The sequence below is a fragment of the Streptomyces sp. 1-11 genome, from assembly GCF_007176755.1.
Taxonomy (GTDB): domain Bacteria; phylum Actinomycetota; class Actinomycetes; order Streptomycetales; family Streptomycetaceae; genus Streptomyces.
Genome location: NZ_BJTV01000018.1, coordinates 1 through 14901 on the forward strand (window position 1 = coordinate 1; position 14901 = coordinate 14901).

Annotated in this window: 12 protein-coding genes; 7 read left to right on the forward strand and 5 right to left on the reverse strand. The window is 73.1% G+C overall.

Annotated features, from left to right (window positions below; genetic code table 11):
• Positions 1–161: 161 nt before the first annotated feature.
• The 5 genes from TNCT1_RS29850 to TNCT1_RS29870 are packed head-to-tail and all read right to left on the reverse strand — an operon-like array spanning position 162 to position 5820.
• Positions 162–1472: a DUF58 domain-containing protein gene (locus TNCT1_RS29850; protein WP_143638280.1), complete on the reverse strand. Its 1311-nt coding sequence runs from the start codon at positions 1470–1472 to the stop codon at positions 162–164.
• Positions 1472–2461 (reverse strand): MoxR family ATPase, encoded by a 990-nt coding sequence (locus TNCT1_RS29855; protein WP_143638282.1) that lies wholly within the window; start codon positions 2459–2461, stop codon positions 1472–1474. Before TNCT1_RS29855 ends, TNCT1_RS29850 begins: the two co-directional genes overlap by 1 nt.
• The gene (locus TNCT1_RS29860; RefSeq protein WP_143638284.1) at positions 2461–3657 is read right to left on the reverse strand and encodes a DUF4350 domain-containing protein; all 1197 of its coding nucleotides are present in this window, start codon (positions 3655–3657) and stop codon (positions 2461–2463) included. The genes TNCT1_RS29855 and TNCT1_RS29860 overlap by 1 nt, the downstream gene beginning before the upstream one ends.
• Entirely contained in the window at positions 3654–4439 is a 786-nt protein-coding gene (locus TNCT1_RS29865; protein ID WP_143638286.1) for a DUF4129 domain-containing protein, read from the reverse strand. Before TNCT1_RS29865 ends, TNCT1_RS29860 begins: the two co-directional genes overlap by 4 nt.
• A 4-nt stretch (positions 4440–4443) precedes the next feature.
• Entirely contained in the window at positions 4444–5820 is a 1377-nt protein-coding gene (locus TNCT1_RS29870; RefSeq protein WP_143638288.1) for a glycerophosphoryl diester phosphodiesterase membrane domain-containing protein, read from the reverse strand.
• A 140-nt stretch (positions 5821–5960) separates the two neighbouring features.
• Here TNCT1_RS29870 and mtnA point away from each other — a divergent pair, with 140 nt between their 5' ends.
• The 7 genes from mtnA to TNCT1_RS29910 all read left to right on the forward strand — a co-directional run bounded on the left by mtnA (position 5961) and on the right by TNCT1_RS29910 (position 14897).
• Positions 5961–7103, forward strand: coding sequence for an S-methyl-5-thioribose-1-phosphate isomerase (mtnA, locus tag TNCT1_RS29875; protein ID WP_143638290.1), 1143 nt, complete (start codon positions 5961–5963; stop codon positions 7101–7103).
• A gap of 277 nt (positions 7104–7380) precedes the next feature.
• Complete coding sequence (gene mtrA / locus TNCT1_RS29880) at positions 7381–8070, forward strand: two-component system response regulator MtrA (RefSeq protein ID WP_187279108.1); 690 nt, start codon at positions 7381–7383, stop codon at positions 8068–8070.
• A 1-nt stretch (position 8071) separates the two neighbouring features.
• Positions 8072–10162 carry an MtrAB system histidine kinase MtrB gene (gene mtrB / locus TNCT1_RS29885; RefSeq protein WP_143638292.1) on the forward strand — a complete coding sequence of 697 codons (2091 nt, stop codon included), beginning with the start codon at positions 8072–8074 and terminating at the stop codon, positions 10160–10162.
• Entirely contained in the window at positions 10152–11993 is a 1842-nt protein-coding gene (locus TNCT1_RS29890) for an LpqB family beta-propeller domain-containing protein (RefSeq protein WP_143638294.1), read from the forward strand. Before mtrB ends, TNCT1_RS29890 begins: the two co-directional genes overlap by 11 nt.
• A 79-nt stretch (positions 11994–12072) precedes the next feature.
• A complete protein-coding gene (locus TNCT1_RS29895; protein ID WP_143638296.1) occupies positions 12073–12939 on the forward strand; it encodes a ComF family protein in 867 nt (288 codons plus the stop codon).
• A gap of 314 nt (positions 12940–13253) precedes the next feature.
• Positions 13254–13946, forward strand: a complete 693-nt coding sequence (hpf, locus tag TNCT1_RS29905; protein ID WP_143638300.1) for a ribosome hibernation-promoting factor, HPF/YfiA family — start codon at positions 13254–13256, stop codon at positions 13944–13946.
• A 204-nt stretch (positions 13947–14150) separates the two neighbouring features.
• The gene (locus TNCT1_RS29910; RefSeq protein WP_143638304.1) at positions 14151–14897 is read left to right on the forward strand and encodes a response regulator transcription factor; all 747 of its coding nucleotides are present in this window, start codon (positions 14151–14153) and stop codon (positions 14895–14897) included.
• Positions 14898–14901: the final 4 nt, after the last annotated feature.

Genomic DNA, 14901 nt, shown 5'->3' on the forward strand with positions numbered 1-14901 from the left:
GGAAGCTAAGCCTCACAGCGCCGATGGTACTGCAGGGGGGACCCTGTGGGAGAGTAGGACGCCGCCGAACAAATATTGGGAAAACCCCCGCATCGAAAGATGCGGGGGTTTTCTGCGTTCAGGACCTTGTCCGGCCCCTGGGGGGCCGGCTTGCTTTTTGGTCAGAGTCGGCCGGCGGCTTTCAGGGCCAGATAGGCGTCCGCCAGCGCAGGGGCCAGATCATCGGGTGTCGCGTCCACGACCGTCACCCCGTGCCGACGCAACTGCTCGGCCGTGCGCTGCCGTTCGGTCTGCGCCTGGGCCCCGGCAGCGGCCTCGTAGACAGCCTCCGTGTTCCCTCGTGCCTGCGCCATGCTCGCGATGTGCGGATCGGCGACCGAGGCGACCAGGACCGTGTGGCGTTGGGTCAGCTGGGGGAGCACCGGCAGCAGGCCCTGTTCCACGGGGGCGGCGTCGAGCGTCGTCAGCAGCACGATCAGGGAGCGGCGGGGGGCCGTGCGCAGAGCCGTCGCCGTCAGCCCGCGCGCGTCCGTCTCGACGAGTTCCGGTTCCAGCGTGGCCAACGCGTTGACCAGGGCGGGCAGGACATCGCCGGCCGCGCGGCCCTGGACCCGGGCGCGTACCCGGCGGTCGTAGGCGAGGAGCTGGACACGGTCGCCGGCCCGGGAGGCGAGCGCCGCCAGCAGCAGGGCGGCGTCCATGGCGGCGTCCAGGCGCGGAGCGTCGCCCACGCGCCCGGCGGAGGTCCGGCCGGTGTCGAGGACCAGCAGAATGTGACGGTCCCGCTCGGGTCGCCAGGTGCGTACCGCGACGGTGGACTGCCGGGCGGTCGCGCGCCAGTCGATCGAGCGGGTGTCGTCGCCGGGGACGTACTCCCGCAGGCTGTCGAACTCGGTGCCCTCGCCGCGGGTCAGCACGCTCGTGCGGCCGTCGAGCTCACGCAGCCGGGCGAGTCTGGACGGCAGGTGCTTCCTGCTGGTGAAGGGGGGCAGAACCCGCACCGTCCAGGGCACCTTGTGCGTGCCCTGGCGGGAGAAGAGGCCGAGGGGGCCGTAGGAGCGGATGGTGACGCGGTCGGCCTGGCGGTCGCCGCGCCGGGTGGGGCGCAGCCGGGTGGTCACGCGTCGGCGTTCGCCGGCCGGGACGTCGAGGCGGTGCCGTGAGCCCGCCACCTCGGTGCCGGGCTGCCAGCTGCTGGGCGGCCAGGCGTCCCGCAGGTGCGCGCGCAGGGGGCGGCTGGTCGGGTTGGTGACGGTGAGTGTGACGTCGGCGGTCTCGCCGAGGCGGGTGGAGGTGTCGCCGGAGCGGGACAGGCCGAGGCGCCGCACGGGAGCCGCCAGGGCGAAGTCGCAGGCGCAGGCCAGGGCGAGGGAGCCGTTGACGGCGAGGATGCCCGTCCAGCCCGGCTCCAGGATGCCGACGGGGAGGGAACCGAGGGCCGCCAGGAGGGCGGCGCGTCCGGTGAGTGCCATCAGCGGGGGACCGGGACGTGGGCCAGGATGGCGTTGATGACGGAGTCGGCGGTCACGCCCTCCATCTCGGCCTCGGGCCGCAGCTGGATCCGGTGCCGGAGGGTGGGCAGGGCGAGCGCCTTGACGTCGTCGGGGATGACGTAGTCGCGGCCGGTCAGCCAGGCCCAGGCGCGTGAGGTGGCCAGTAGGGCGGTCGCGCCGCGCGGGGACACGCCGAGGGTGAGGGAGGGCGACTCGCGGGTGGCGCGGCAGATGTCCACCACGTAGGCCGTGATCTCGGGGGAGATGCTGGTCTTCGCGACGGCGGCGCGTGCCGCCTCCAGCTCGGCGGGCCCGGCGACCGGGCGTACGCCGGCGGCGCGCAGGTCGCGGGGGTTGAAGCCGGAGGCGTGGCGGCTCAGGACGTCGATCTCGTCCTGACGGGAGGGCAGCGGGATGGTCAGCTTGAGGAGGAAGCGGTCCAGCTGGGCCTCGGGGAGGGGATAGGTGCCCTCGTACTCGACCGGGTTCTGGGTGGCGGCGACCAGGAAGGGCTCGGGGAGCGGGCGTGGTGTGCCGTCGACCGTCACCTGGCGTTCCTCCATGGCTTCCAGCAGGGAGGACTGGGTCTTGGGCGGGGTGCGGTTGATCTCGTCGGCGAGCAGCAGGTTGGTGAAGACCGGGCCGGCCTGGAAGGAGAACTCGGCGCTCCGCGTGTCGTAGACGAGGGAGCCGGTGACGTCGCTGGGCATCAGGTCGGGCGTGAACTGGACCCGCTTGGTCTCGAGTTCGAGTGCCGATGCCAGTGCGCGGACGAGCAGCGTCTTGGCGACTCCGGGGACTCCCTCCAGGAGCACGTGTCCGCGGCACAGGAGGGCGACGACGAGACCGGTCACGGCGGGGTCCTGGCCGACCACGGCTTTGGCGATCTCGGCGCGCAGGGCTTCCAGGGAGGCCCGGGCGTCGCCCGGGTTCCCGGTGTTCCCGGCGTTGTCAGTGGTCGGGTCCATCATGGACGGCGTACCTCTCTTTCGAGGGCGTCGAGTCGGTCGGTGAGCGAGATGAGGGCCGCGTCGTCGCCGGGCGGCGGCCCGAAGAGGAGGGAGTGCAGCTCCTGTCCGTCGCCGTGGAGGTGGGCGGACAGGGCGGGGAGCAGGGCTTCGGGCGCGTGCGCCTGGGTCACAGAGACGCCGACGAGTGAGGCGAGGCGTGTGCGGGCGGCGGAGCGCAGAGCCGCGGACGCGCGATCTCGGGCGTCGGCCCTGCGGTAGAGGCGGGCGCGGCCTTCGGCGGTCTCGGAGGCGCGGATCGCGACGGGGAGTTCTTCGGGCACCAGCCGGCCGAACCGGCGTGCCCGCCAGAAGGCGGCGAGCGCCGCTGCGATGAAGAGCTGCAGGGTGCCCCAGAGCCAGCCGGACGGAAGCAGGTCGAGGAAGTTCTTCTGGCTGCCGGCGCCGGTGGCCGAGCTGTCGGAGAGCGAGGGGAGGTACCAGACCAGATGGTGACGGGAGCCGAGGAGCTGCAGGGCGAGCGAGGCGTTGCCCTGCTGGTCGAGCCGCTTGTTGTAGAGGATGCCGGGCGAGCCGAGGATGACGGTGTCGCCCTTTCCGGAGGCCGCCGGGACGCGGAGCAGGGTGGCGAGGCGTTCGCTGGGGTAGCAGGAGTCGGCGTCGAGGTGGGTGGTGGTGTAGCGGATGCCGGCGGTGTCGGCGCTGCCCGCGCGCCGGGCCTCGGGGAGGGCGCAGTCCGGGGCGAGCGCCGAGCGGGCGCTGGTGGCGGGGTCCGCGGTGACCCCCGGCGCGAGTCGTTCGACGGACCAGCTTCCGGGTGCGACGAGGACGGTGCGGCCGCCGGAGGCAGCGGTGGCGGAGTGCAGCCGGGTCTGTTGCCGGTGGGTCAGCAGATCGGGGACGGCGACCAGCAGGGTGGTGTCCGGCCCGGTCGCGGCGCGTGCCGCACCGAGCGAGGTGACGACCCGGGTGGAGACGCCCCGGTCGGCGAGGAGTTCCGCGACGGCTCGGCTTCCGTAGGGGACGGGGGAGCGCGGGTCGAGTGCGCCGTGCCGGGTCTGGGAGCGGACGGCGGCGATCGCCACGGCCGTGACCAGGATCAGCACCACGGCGAGTGCGATGCCTCGCGAGCGCGTCCACACCTGGCGGGCGGTGGGCGACGTCGAGGTGGCCGGCAGCGTGGCCCCGGTGGTCATTGGGCGGCCCCCTGGCCGGTGCTGTGGGCGGTGCTCGCGGTGCTGTTCGTGAGGTCCGGCCGGCTGTGTTCCAGGTCGTGGTCGAGTTCGGCGATGCGCTGGTACGTCTGCTCGTCGGAGCGGCGGCCGCCGTATGTGACGTCGTCGAACTGCCGGGCGGCGAGGCGCAGCCGATCGGTGAACGCGGGAAGGGTTCGGCCGGCCTCGTCGGCGGCCTCGTCGGCGGTGCGGCCGGGGCGCACGTCGAGCAGGGTCCGTTCCTCCAGGGAGCGGACGATGGCCCGCATGCGCTCCTGGACGGCTTGGTTCCAGTGGCCCTGGGCGGCGTGCGCCTCGGCCGCCGCCCGGTGCTCGGCGGCGCTGCGGGGGCGGTCGTCGAACAGGGTGGCGGTGGAGACGGGCGGGCGGCGCGGAGTGCCCAGGCGCCACCACAGGGCGGCCAGGACGGCCACGGCGAACAGGACGACGACGAGGAGGCCGAGCGCACCGCCCGGTGTCGCGGCCGCGGCGGTGTCGAGCAGGTGGCCGAGCCAGTCCCAGAACGCGTTCAGGGCTCGCTGGATCAGCCCGGGGTCGTTCTCGTGGTACATCCGCTTCGACAGCTCGCGGCGCGCGGCTTCCCGCGCCGGGTCGCGCGGGATGGTGACCGGCGGCTCGTCGCCCGAGCCGCCCGCCGTCAGGGCACCGGTGCGTGCGGTGGCGCCCAGCAGGCCGCGTACGGCCGAACCGGCGGCGCCCGGCAGGGCCGGGGCCGCCGCGAGAACTCCCCCCGTCAGGCTCACCGCATCAGCTCCCCGGTACGGGGCCGGGCACGCCGGCGCCGTGTTCCTGGACGCCTGCGGCGCGGGCCAGCTCGATGTCGAGACCCTCGCGGCGGATGCGCTGGTCGATGTACAGCAGCACGGTGACGCCCGCGTTGATCGGGAGGGTGACCGTGGCGCCGATCACCGAGCCGATGCCGCTGATGACGAGGAAGGTCCAGCCGGCGTTCTGGGTGCCGGTGGTGAAGAAGCTCGTCATGCCTTCGCCGCTGACGGCGGCGGCGATGAGGGTGAAGGGGATCACGACGAGCGACGAGACGATGTTGGCGATGATCCCGGCGAGCAGCTGGATGCCCACGACGCGCCACCAGGAACCGCGGACCAGTTTCGCGGAGCGGCTCATCGACTTCACGATGCTCTGCCGCTCCAGCATCAGCGCGGGGGAGGCGAGGGAGAAACGGACGGTGAGCCAGATCGCGACGACGAGGGCGGCCAGCATGCCGAGGGCGAGCAGGGCGATGCCGGCTCCCTCGTTACCGCCGAGGGCGAGGACGAGGATGCCGGGCAGCGCGCCGCCGAACACGACGCCCGCGGAGATGACGCCGAGCAGCAGGAGCAGGCCGAACAGCTTGGGCACCTGCGGGCGGGCGTCCCGCCAGGCCTCGCCGGTGCTGACCGGCCTGCCGAGGACGGCGCGACTGGTGACGGTCGTCAGCAGAGCGGTCGCGACGATGGAGCCGACGACGGAGATCACGACCACGACGGTGGTGCCGGCCATGAGCGCGCCGAGGGCCCGGAGCACCTCGCTCCCGGAGGAGCCCGGGTCGCTGAGGATGTCGGCGGTCTCGCTGTCGTTCAGCAGGAGGCCCTGCAGCAGGATCAGGCCGAGCTGGGTGACCACCGCGACCGTCAGCGAGATGCCGAGGACCGTGCGCCAGTAGGTGCGCATGGTGGAGACGGCGCCGTCGAGTATCTCGCCGACGCCGAGCGGGCGCAGCGGGATGACGCCGGGCTTGGCCGCGGGCGGGGGTCCGCCCCAGCCGCCGCCCCAGGGCCCGCCGTGGCCGCCGGGAGCTCCGTAGCCGCCGTGGCCTCCGTAACCGCCGGGAGGGCCGCCGTACGGGCCGCCTCCGGGGCCGCCGCCCCAGGCTGTGCCGGGCGGCGGCGGGGGCGGCGGGGCCTGGCCGGGGCCCGGTGCGCCGGTGGGCGCCGACCACTGGCCGGGTGGCGGCTGCTGGTCGGACCACTTCGCGCCCGGTGCCTGCGGGTCCGGGCCCGGCTGCGCGGCGGGCTCGGCGGGGCCGGGGCGGTCGGCGGGTCCGGCGGGACCGGACGCGCCGGGTTCCCGCCCGTCGGGCGACGGGGCGGATCCGGGCGAGGCCCAGCCCGGAGTGTCAGTCATCGAAGCTCCTTCACGGTGCCCGTCCGCGGGCGCGGCGGCAGGTTGGCAGCCATCGTGCCACGGGGTGGTCGCCGGACGACCGGCCGCGGTAGGCGCCGGACTCCTTCAATTGTCCGCCGGTTCCGGGGCAGACTGACCGCATGGCTGATCAGTACGCGCAATCCGGCGAGGACAAGCGGCCGGCCGAGATACCTGCGATCCGATGGGAGGAACCGCCTGAAGGTCCTGTGCTGGTCCTCCTCGACCAGACGAGGCTGCCGGCCGAGGAGGTCGAGCTGGTGTGCACGGACGCGCCGGCGCTGGTGGAGGCGATCCGCTCGCTCGCCGTGCGCGGGGCGCCGCTGCTGGGGATCGCCGGGGCGTACGGCGTCGCGCTCGCCGCCGCGCGGGGGTTCGACGTCGATGAGGCCGCGGCGGCGCTGGAGAGCGCCCGGCCCACCGCGGTGAACCTCTCCATCGGGGTGCACAGGGCGGCGTCCGCCCATCGCGCGGCGCTCGCCACCACCGGTGACCCGACGGCGGCGGCGACGGCGGCGCTGGCCGCCGCGCGCACGATGCACCAGGAGGACGCCGAGGCCAGCGCGCGCATGGCGGTCCACGGGCTGACGCTGCTGGACGAGCTGCTGCCGGGCGGCGGGCACCGCGTCCTGACCCACTGCAACAGCGGATCACTGGTGTCGGGCGGGGAGGGCACGGCGTTCGCGGTGGCCCTGGCCGCGCACCGGGCCGGGCGGCTGCGCAGGCTGTGGGTGGACGAGACGCGTCCGCTGCTGCAGGGCGCCCGGCTGACGGCGTACGAGGCGGCGCGGCGCGGAATGGCGTACACCCTGCTCACCGACAGCGCGGCCGGGTCGCTGTTCGCGGCGGGCGAGGTGGACGCGGTGCTGGTGGGGGCGGACCGGATCGCGGCCGACGGCTCGGTGGCGAACAAGGTGGGGAGCTATCCGCTCGCGGTGCTCGCCCGGTACCACCACGTGCCCTTCATCGTGGTGGCGCCGGTGACGACGGTGGACCCCGGGACTTCGGACGGGTCGTCCATCGAGGTCGAGCAGCGCCCCGGGTACGAGGTGACCGACGTCCTGGCCCCCCAGATGCCGGTGGCGGGAGCCGGTGGCGGCATCGCGGTGGCGCCCCTGGGAACGCAGGCGTACAACCCGGCGTTCGACGTGACGCCGCCCGAGCTGGTGACGGCCATCGTCACCGAGGAGGGCGTGGTCTCGCCCGTGACGGCCGAGGCGCTCGCTGAGCTGTGCTCCCGGTCGCGTCAGGTGACGCCGGGCTGAGGCGGGACGCGACGACGATCGCGGCCCCTTCGCCCCGCTGCCCGGCGTGGGCGGAGGGGCCGCGACAGGCCGGTCCGGCCCCAGGTGCGGTGTGGCGCTGCTCGATCCCGCTGGGCCGCAGGGGAGCCGCCGGTCCGAGGAGGCCCGGGGGCGGTCCGGTTGCGGCATGATCGACGGGTCGGGCGGCCCCGGGGCAGACAGTGACGGTGCAGTACGACTATCGTCACGGGCCAGTGAGCTGCCTCACCTGCGCCTCTGTCGTCGTTACGAGAATGGGATGATGTCGTTTATGAAGGGACGAGTCCTTGTCGTCGACGACGACACCGCACTGGCCGAGATGCTCGGGATCGTGCTGCGTGGTGAAGGTTTTGAGCCGTCTTTCGTAGCCGACGGCGACAAGGCGCTGGCCGCTTTCCGTGAGTCGAAGCCCGATCTGGTGCTGCTCGACCTGATGCTGCCCGGCCGGGACGGCATCGAGGTCTGCCGCCTGATCCGGGCCGAGTCCGGCGTGCCGATCGTGATGCTCACGGCCAAGAGCGACACCGTCGACGTGGTCGTGGGCCTGGAGTCGGGCGCCGACGACTACATCGTGAAGCCGTTCAAGCCGAAGGAGCTGGTGGCCCGTATCCGGGCGCGGCTGCGGAGGTCCGAGGAGCCGGCGCCGGAGCAGCTCACCATCGGTGACCTGGTGATCGACGTGGCCGGGCACTCGGTGAAGCGGGACGGGCAGTCGATCGCGCTGACCCCGCTGGAGTTCGACCTGCTGGTCGCGCTCGCCCGCAAGCCGTGGCAGGTGTTCACCCGCGAGGTGCTGCTCGAGCAGGTGTGGGGCTACCGGCACGCCGCGGACACGCGGCTCGTCAACGTGCACGTCCAGCGACTGCGTTCCAAGGTCGAGAAGGACCCGGAGCGGCCGGAGATCGTGGTGACCGTCCGTGGTGTCGGCTACAAGGCCGGACCGAGCTGACATGTCCGGGGACAGTGCCGCTTCGGCCCCCGGCCGGTCCGGGGGCCGTCCCGAGCGGCCTGTCGGACGGAAGACGGCGGGTTCGCGCTGGGGACGCCTCTTCGAGGGCGGGCTGCTGCAGGGCGGAGTCCAGGGCAGCCCGGTCCTGCGTCTGTTCATGCGCTGGGTGCGCCGCCCGCTGCTGCCGGTCATGCGGCTGTGGCGGCGCAACATCCAGCTCAGGGTCGTCGCCACGACCCTGCTGATGTCCCTGGGCGTCGTGCTGCTGCTGGGCTTCGTCGTCATCGGGCAGGTGCGCAACGGCCTGCTGGACGCGAAGGTCAAGGCCTCGCAGAGCCAGGCCACCGGCGGCTTCGCGGTGGCCAAGCAGAAGGCGGACGAGGCCGTCGGCGGCACGGGCACGGCCCCGGTGTCCGGTGACGACACCGACACCGCCGACGGACGCCAGTCGCAGAACGTCATCCAGTGGATGAGCGACCTCGTCGAGTCGCTGTCCAGCGGCGGCGCCGGCGCCTTCGACGTCGTGACGCTGCCCGTCGGCGACGACAGCGGGGGCGGGCGCAGCCCGCGCGGCTCCGGGTACGTCAACCCGTCCTCCAGCGTGCCCGCCGACCTGCGCGACCGCGTCAACAGCAGCACGACGGCCGCCCAGAGCTACACCCGGATCGTCTACTCCAACGCCAAGGAGTCCCAGCCGGCGCTGGTCATCGGCAAGCAGGTCAACGACCCCAACGGCAACCCGTACGAGCTGTACTACCTCTTCCCGCTCACGCAGGAGGAGAAGTCCCTGAGCCTGGTCAAGGGCACGCTCGCGACCGCGGGACTCTTCGTCGTCGTACTCCTCGGGGCCATCGCCTGGCTGGTGGTGCGGCAGGTGGTCACGCCGGTGCGGATGGCCGCGGGGATCGCGGAGCGGCTGTCCGCCGGGCGGCTGCAGGAGCGGATGAAGGTCACCGGCGAGGACGACATCGCCCGCCTGGGCGAGGCCTTCAACAAGATGGCGCAGAACCTGCAGGTGAAGATCCAGCAGATGGAGGACCTGTCGCGGATGCAGCGGCGGTTCGTCTCCGACGTCTCGCACGAGCTGCGCACACCGCTGACGACCGTGCGGATGGCCGCCGACGTCATCCACGAGGCGCGCCAGGACTTCGACCCGGTGACCGCCCGGTCGGCCGAGCTGCTCGCCGACCAGCTCGACCGGTTCGAGTCGCTGCTCGCCGACCTGCTGGAGATCAGCCGCTTCGACGCGGGCGCGGCGTCGCTCGAGGCCGAGCCGATAGACCTGCGGGAGGTGGTGCGGCGGGTGGTCGGCGGCGCCGAGCCGCTCGCCGAGCGCAAGGGCACCCGCATCCGCGTGGCCGGCGACCAGCAGCCCGTCGTCGCCGAGGCCGACGCCCGGCGCGTGGAGCGCGTGCTGCGCAACCTCGTCGTCAACGCCGTCGAGCACGGCGAGGGCAAGGACGTCGTCGTCAGGCTCGCCGCCGCCGGCGGTGCGGTCGCCGTCGCGGTGCGCGACTACGGCGTGGGCCTCAAGCCCGGCGAGGCGACCCGGGTCTTCAGCCGCTTCTGGCGGGCCGACCCGGCACGCGCGCGTACCACCGGCGGCACCGGCCTCGGCCTGTCGATCGCCCTCGAGGACGCCCGGCTGCACGGTGGCTGGCTGCAGGCCTGGGGCGAGCCGGGCGGCGGCTCCCAGTTCCGGCTGACGCTGCCGCGCACCGCGGACGAGCCCCTGCGCGGCTCGCCGATACCGCTGGAACCCAAGGACTCGCGGCGCAACCGCGGACTCGACGACGCCGGCCTGTCCCGCGGCGGCGAGGAGAAGCGGGCGACCGTTCCGGTGCAGCCGGGCGGCGACCGGCGGCCGCCGCTGCCCGCGAGCGCCTCGCGGCTGACCGCGGTGACGCCCGCCGTCGACCCGAGCGCGCTGCCCGGCAACGGCGCGCGCGTGGTGCCCCGCCCGGCCGGCGGCGCCCGGCGCCCCGAGGAAGGGCAGGGCGCGCGGCAGGCGGCCGACACAGACGCGGGCGGTGCCGATCGGACCGGACCCGAGGACGCGACCGAGCCAGGGGAGGCATTTCGTGGGCGATGACCGCGAGGGGGGCGCCCGGCACCGGCCGGGGCGCGCGGTGGCCTACGCAGTCTGCGGGGCCGTTCTGCTGTCCGGATGCGCGTCGATGCCCGACAGCGGGGACCTGCGGGACGTCGAGTCCACACCGCGGCAGGACACCGGTGTGCGCGTGTTCGCCATGCCGCCCGCCGAGGACGCCGAGCCCAGCGAGATCATGCAGGGCTTCCTCGAGGCGCTGACCAGCGACGATCCCGAGTACGACACCGCACGCAAGTATCTGACCGCCGATGCCGCGCGCACCTGGCGGCCGGAGCGGTCGGCCACGGTCCTCGCGAACGGGCCGAGCGTCGTCCCAGACCACCAGCCGGCTGGCCGGGAGGCGGCCGACACGCTCACCTACGTCCTCGCGGGCACCCGTGTCGCCACCGTGGACGCACAGCAGGCCTACGCGCCCGCCGACGGTTCCTACCGCAACCGGGTGCACCTCGCCAAGGACGCCAAGAGCGGACAGTGGCGCATCGACTCGCTGCCCCAGGGCGTCGTCATGGGCAAGACGGACTTCCAGCGCAACTACACGTCGGTCAGCAAGTACTACTTCGCCTCGCACACGACGGTCCGGACGACGGGGGAGCCGGTCGCGGTCGCCGACCCGGTGTTCGTGCGCAGCAAGGTGGACCCGGTGACCCAGGTGGTCCGGTCCCTGCTGACCGGTCCCACGAGCTGGCTCGGGCCGGTGGTCAGGTCCAGCTTCCCGACCGGTACGGCCCTGCGGAAGGGCGTGTCGGGGCTCGCGCCGGACGACCGGAACAACCTGACGGTGCCGCTCAACGCCAAGGCGGCGCGGGTCGGGTCCGACCGGTGCACGGAGATGGCGACCCAGCTGCTCTTCACGCTGCGGAACCTGACGCCGACGCTGGAGTCGGTCGAGCTGCAGGGACCGGGCGGGCGCCGGCTGTGCGACCTGGACGAGGAGGGGGCCGAGGCGGCCGCCTGGCACGCCTCGGCCCAGCGCCCCGACAACCTGTACTTCCTCGACGGCAAGCACCGCCTGGTGCGGCTGCCGACCGGAGCCGGCGGCACCGGCACCAGCGCCGTCCCGGTGCCGGGCCCGCTGGGCCGGGGCGAGCGGCAACTGGGGTCGGTGGCCGTCTCGCGGGACGAGCACACCGTCGCCGGGGTCGACGCGGACGGCAGGAACCTCTACGTGTCCTCGCTGGAGCCGGACGGATCGCTCGGGAACCCGGTGGTCAGCAGCCTGGGCGTGAATCCGAAGGACCGGCTCACGACGCCGAGCTGGGACGCCGGCGGCGACCTGTGGGTGGCCGACCGCGATCCGCGGGACCCGAAGCTGTTCGTCATGGACCAGGGCGTCGGCAAACCCGTCCGGGTCACCGTCCCCGAGCTGCCCGGCCGCATCCGGGACGTGCGGGTGGCCGCCGACGGGGTGCGGGTCGCGCTGGTCGTGGAGAAGGACGGCAAGCAGTCGCTGCTCATCGGCCGGGTCGCACGCGACGAGGACTCCGGGGAACGTCCCGCGGTCGTCGAACTGCGGTCCGCCGCGCCCGATCTGGAGCAGATCACCGCCATGTCCTGGGCCGGGGACAGCCGGCTGGTCGCCGTCGGCCTCGAACAGGGCGGTGTCCACCAGATGCGGTACGTGCAGGTCGACGGCTCCACCCTGGACGGTCCGGCGCCGGCCGCCCTGTCCGGTGTGGTGGCGATCGCCGCGTCCGAGGACGAGCGGGTGCCGCTGGTGGCCTACTCGGAGGTCGACGGCGTCGTACGGCTGCCGTCCGGGGCGCAGTGGCAGAAGGTGGACAAGGACGGGACGGCGCCGGTCTATCCGGGCTGAGCCCGGGTTGGCCCGGTTGTCCACAGGGCGTCGTCCACAGGGGTGGCGGACCTTCCCGGACCTCGGCACAGTGGTGCGCATGCGGGGGTGGTGGCGGGATTTCACCGACCTGGTGCTGCCGGCCGACTGCGCGGGCTGCGGAGCACCTCGTACGGCGCTGTGCGGGCGCTGCCGAACGGCTCTGCGGCGGACCGCGCCACGCCGGGTGCGGCCGCTGCCGGAGCCGCCGGGGCTGCCGGCGGTGCACGCGGCGGCGCCCTACGGGGGAGCGGTAAGGGAGTTGCTCCTCGCCCACAAGGAGCGGGGCGCGCTCGCGCTCGCCGGGGTCCTGGGCGCGGCCCTGGCCGGGAGCGTGCGCGCGGGTCTCGGGGGCGGCGTCGCGGACGGGCCGGCGCTGCGGCGTGGGCAGGCGACGGTGCTGCTGGTGCCGGTGCCCTCCGCCCGCTGGGCCGTGCGGGCGCGCGGGCACGACCCGGTGCGGCGGATGGCGCTCGCGGCGGCCGGTGAGCTGCGGCGCACCGGGACACCGGCCCGGGTCGCCGCCGTGCTGCGGCAGCGGCGGGCGGTGGCGGACCAGGCGGGACTCGACGCGCGCCGGCGCCTCGCGAACCTCGCGGGCGCGCTGGAGGTGACGGCGGGCGGGGCGCGCCTGCTGGCCGGGGGCCCTGTGGTGCTCGTCGACGACCTGATCACGACCGGGGCTAGCCTCGCGGAGGCGGCGCGGGCCCTGCGGGAGGTGGCCGTAATCCACCGCGATGGCGCAACCGCTGTGTACGTCGCCGCAACCCGGGAAGGTAGGGAGGAACGACGGATCGGGGCACGGCCGGAGAAGGGGCAGTGGGTGCATGGTGCACCGGAAAATACGGCACGGAACGCCGCTGGAGAGACGCTCCGCGCGGCCGTGATCGCCGCTCCCCCGGATTCTTTCGAAAAGACCAGGAACTGACCGAGAAGTTGCATCGTTGCAGGTAGTAACGGGGTTAATTCACCTGAACGGAGGTACGCCGCAGTAGAGGGTGACGCCATCCGCCCGGGCGAGATATGTTCGGTTGTGAGGAAAGGCGCAGGCCACACCTCTTCAATCGCAATGCCGTGCAGCGGGTTTTGCGCAATCACCCGCGCCGGCGGGGTGGAGATCTCGCCCTTGGGGGAGGAGGAGGTGGAAGTCACCGAGTCCGAGGTTCCGGTGCTCACCGGGACCGGGTGCAAAAGGGAGATGCTCCGCCGACGGAGCGGAGCGATCCGGGAACGGAGTTCTGCGTGGACATCGTCGTCAAGGGCCGCAAGACCGAGGTGCCCGAGCGGTTCCGCAAGCACGTGGCCGAGAAGCTGAAGCTGGAGAAGATCCAGAAGCTCGATGGCAAGGTGATCAGCCTCGACGTCGAGGTGTCCAAGGAGCCCAACCCTCGTCAGGCCGACCGTTGCGACCGAGTGGAGATCACCCTCCGCTCCCGTGGCCCGGTGATCCGGGCGGAGGCAGCGGCCAGTGACCCGTATGCGGCACTCGATCTGGCGGCGGAGAAACTGGACGCGCGGCTGCGCAAGCAGCACGACAAGCGGTTCTCGCGCCGTGGCGCACGCCGGATCCCGGCGGCCGAGGTCGCCGACCACGTCCCCGGCGCCGCGACGCTCAACGGCAACGGGATGCCCGTCCATGAGGAAGACACGGACGGAGTGCCGACCAAGAAGATCGGCTCGCTCGAGGTCAAGGGCGAAGGCCCCCTCGTCGTCCGCGAGAAGACCCACGTCGCCTCCCCGATGAGCCTCGACCAGGCTCTCTACGAGATGGAACTGGTCGGCCACGACTTCTACTTGTTCGTCGACTCCGAGACGAAGGAGCCGAGCGTCGTCTACCGGCGACACGCCTATGACTACGGCGTCATCCACCTCAGCACCGACCCGATGGTGGCTGAGGCGCAACCGCCCGCGGCGGGCGGCACGCTGGGTGGCTGATCCACCCGGCCCACGCTGAGCCGGTGCCCCTGGAAGCGCGTGTGCGCCCCCAGGGGCACCCGTGTGCGCCCACTTGGCGCCCCGCTCGTCACCTCCGTGACGTCCGGGCATGGAATCATGGCCGCACCGGCCCAACCGGTGGGCCGCTGCCTTGGGTTGGCGATGGCACAGGACCACAGGCCACAGCCTTCAGGGGGAGGAACGATGGCGGACACCTTCGGACCGATGCGAGGCGCGGACGCCCGCGACGCTGTCATCGGAACGGACCAGGACACGGACGCGCCACGCAAGGAACCGATCAGAGTCCTGGTGGTGGACGATCACGCCCTCTTCCGCCGCGGTCTGGAGATCGTGCTCGCGGCCGAGGAGGACATCCAGGTCGTCGGCGAGGCGGGCGACGGCGCCGAGGCCGTCGACAAGGCCGCCGACCTGCTGCCCGACATCGTGCTGATGGACGTGCGGATGCCCAAGCGCGGCGGGATCGAGGCCTGCACCTCCATCAAGGAGGTCGCCCCCAGCGCGAAGATCATCATGCTGACGATCAGCGACGAGGAGGCCGACCTCTACGAGGCGATCAAGGCCGGCGCCACCGGGTACCTCCTCAAGGAGATCTCGACGGACGAGGTCGCCACCGCCATCCGCGCGGTGGCCGACGGACAGTCGCAGATCAGCCCGTCGATGGCCTCGAAGCTCCTCACCGAGTTCAAGTCGATGATCCAGCGCACCGACGAGCGCCGGCTGGTGCCGGCGCCGCGGCTGACCGACCGTGAGCTCGAGGTCCTCAAGCTCGTCGCCACCGGGATGAACAACCGGGACATCGCCAAGGAGCTGTTCATCTCCGAGAACACGGTGAAGAACCACGTGCGCAACATCCTGGAGAAGCTGCAGCTGCACTCCCGGATGGAAGCGGTGGTCTACGCGATGCGGGAGAAGATCCTCGAGATCCGCTAGCCGG

Coding starts and splice junctions, on each gene's coding strand:
- TNCT1_RS29850 (WP_143638280.1), bottom strand. CDS start 1,472: ATGGCACTCACCGGACGCGCCGCCCTCCTGGCGGCCCTCGGTTCCCTC.
- TNCT1_RS29855 (WP_143638282.1), bottom strand. CDS start 2,461: ATGGACCCGACCACTGACAACGCCGGGAACACCGGGAACCCGGGCGAC.
- TNCT1_RS29860 (WP_143638284.1), bottom strand. CDS start 3,657: ATGACCACCGGGGCCACGCTGCCGGCCACCTCGACGTCGCCCACCGCC.
- TNCT1_RS29870 (WP_143638288.1), bottom strand. CDS start 5,820: ATGACTGACACTCCGGGCTGGGCCTCGCCCGGATCCGCCCCGTCGCCC.
- mtnA (WP_143638290.1), top strand. CDS start 5,961: ATGGCTGATCAGTACGCGCAATCCGGCGAGGACAAGCGGCCGGCCGAG.
- mtrA (WP_187279108.1), top strand. CDS start 7,381: ATGATGTCGTTTATGAAGGGACGAGTCCTTGTCGTCGACGACGACACC.
- mtrB (WP_143638292.1), top strand. CDS start 8,072: ATGTCCGGGGACAGTGCCGCTTCGGCCCCCGGCCGGTCCGGGGGCCGT.
- TNCT1_RS29895 (WP_143638296.1), top strand. CDS start 12,073: ATGCGGGGGTGGTGGCGGGATTTCACCGACCTGGTGCTGCCGGCCGAC.
- TNCT1_RS29910 (WP_143638304.1), top strand. CDS start 14,151: ATGGCGGACACCTTCGGACCGATGCGAGGCGCGGACGCCCGCGACGCT.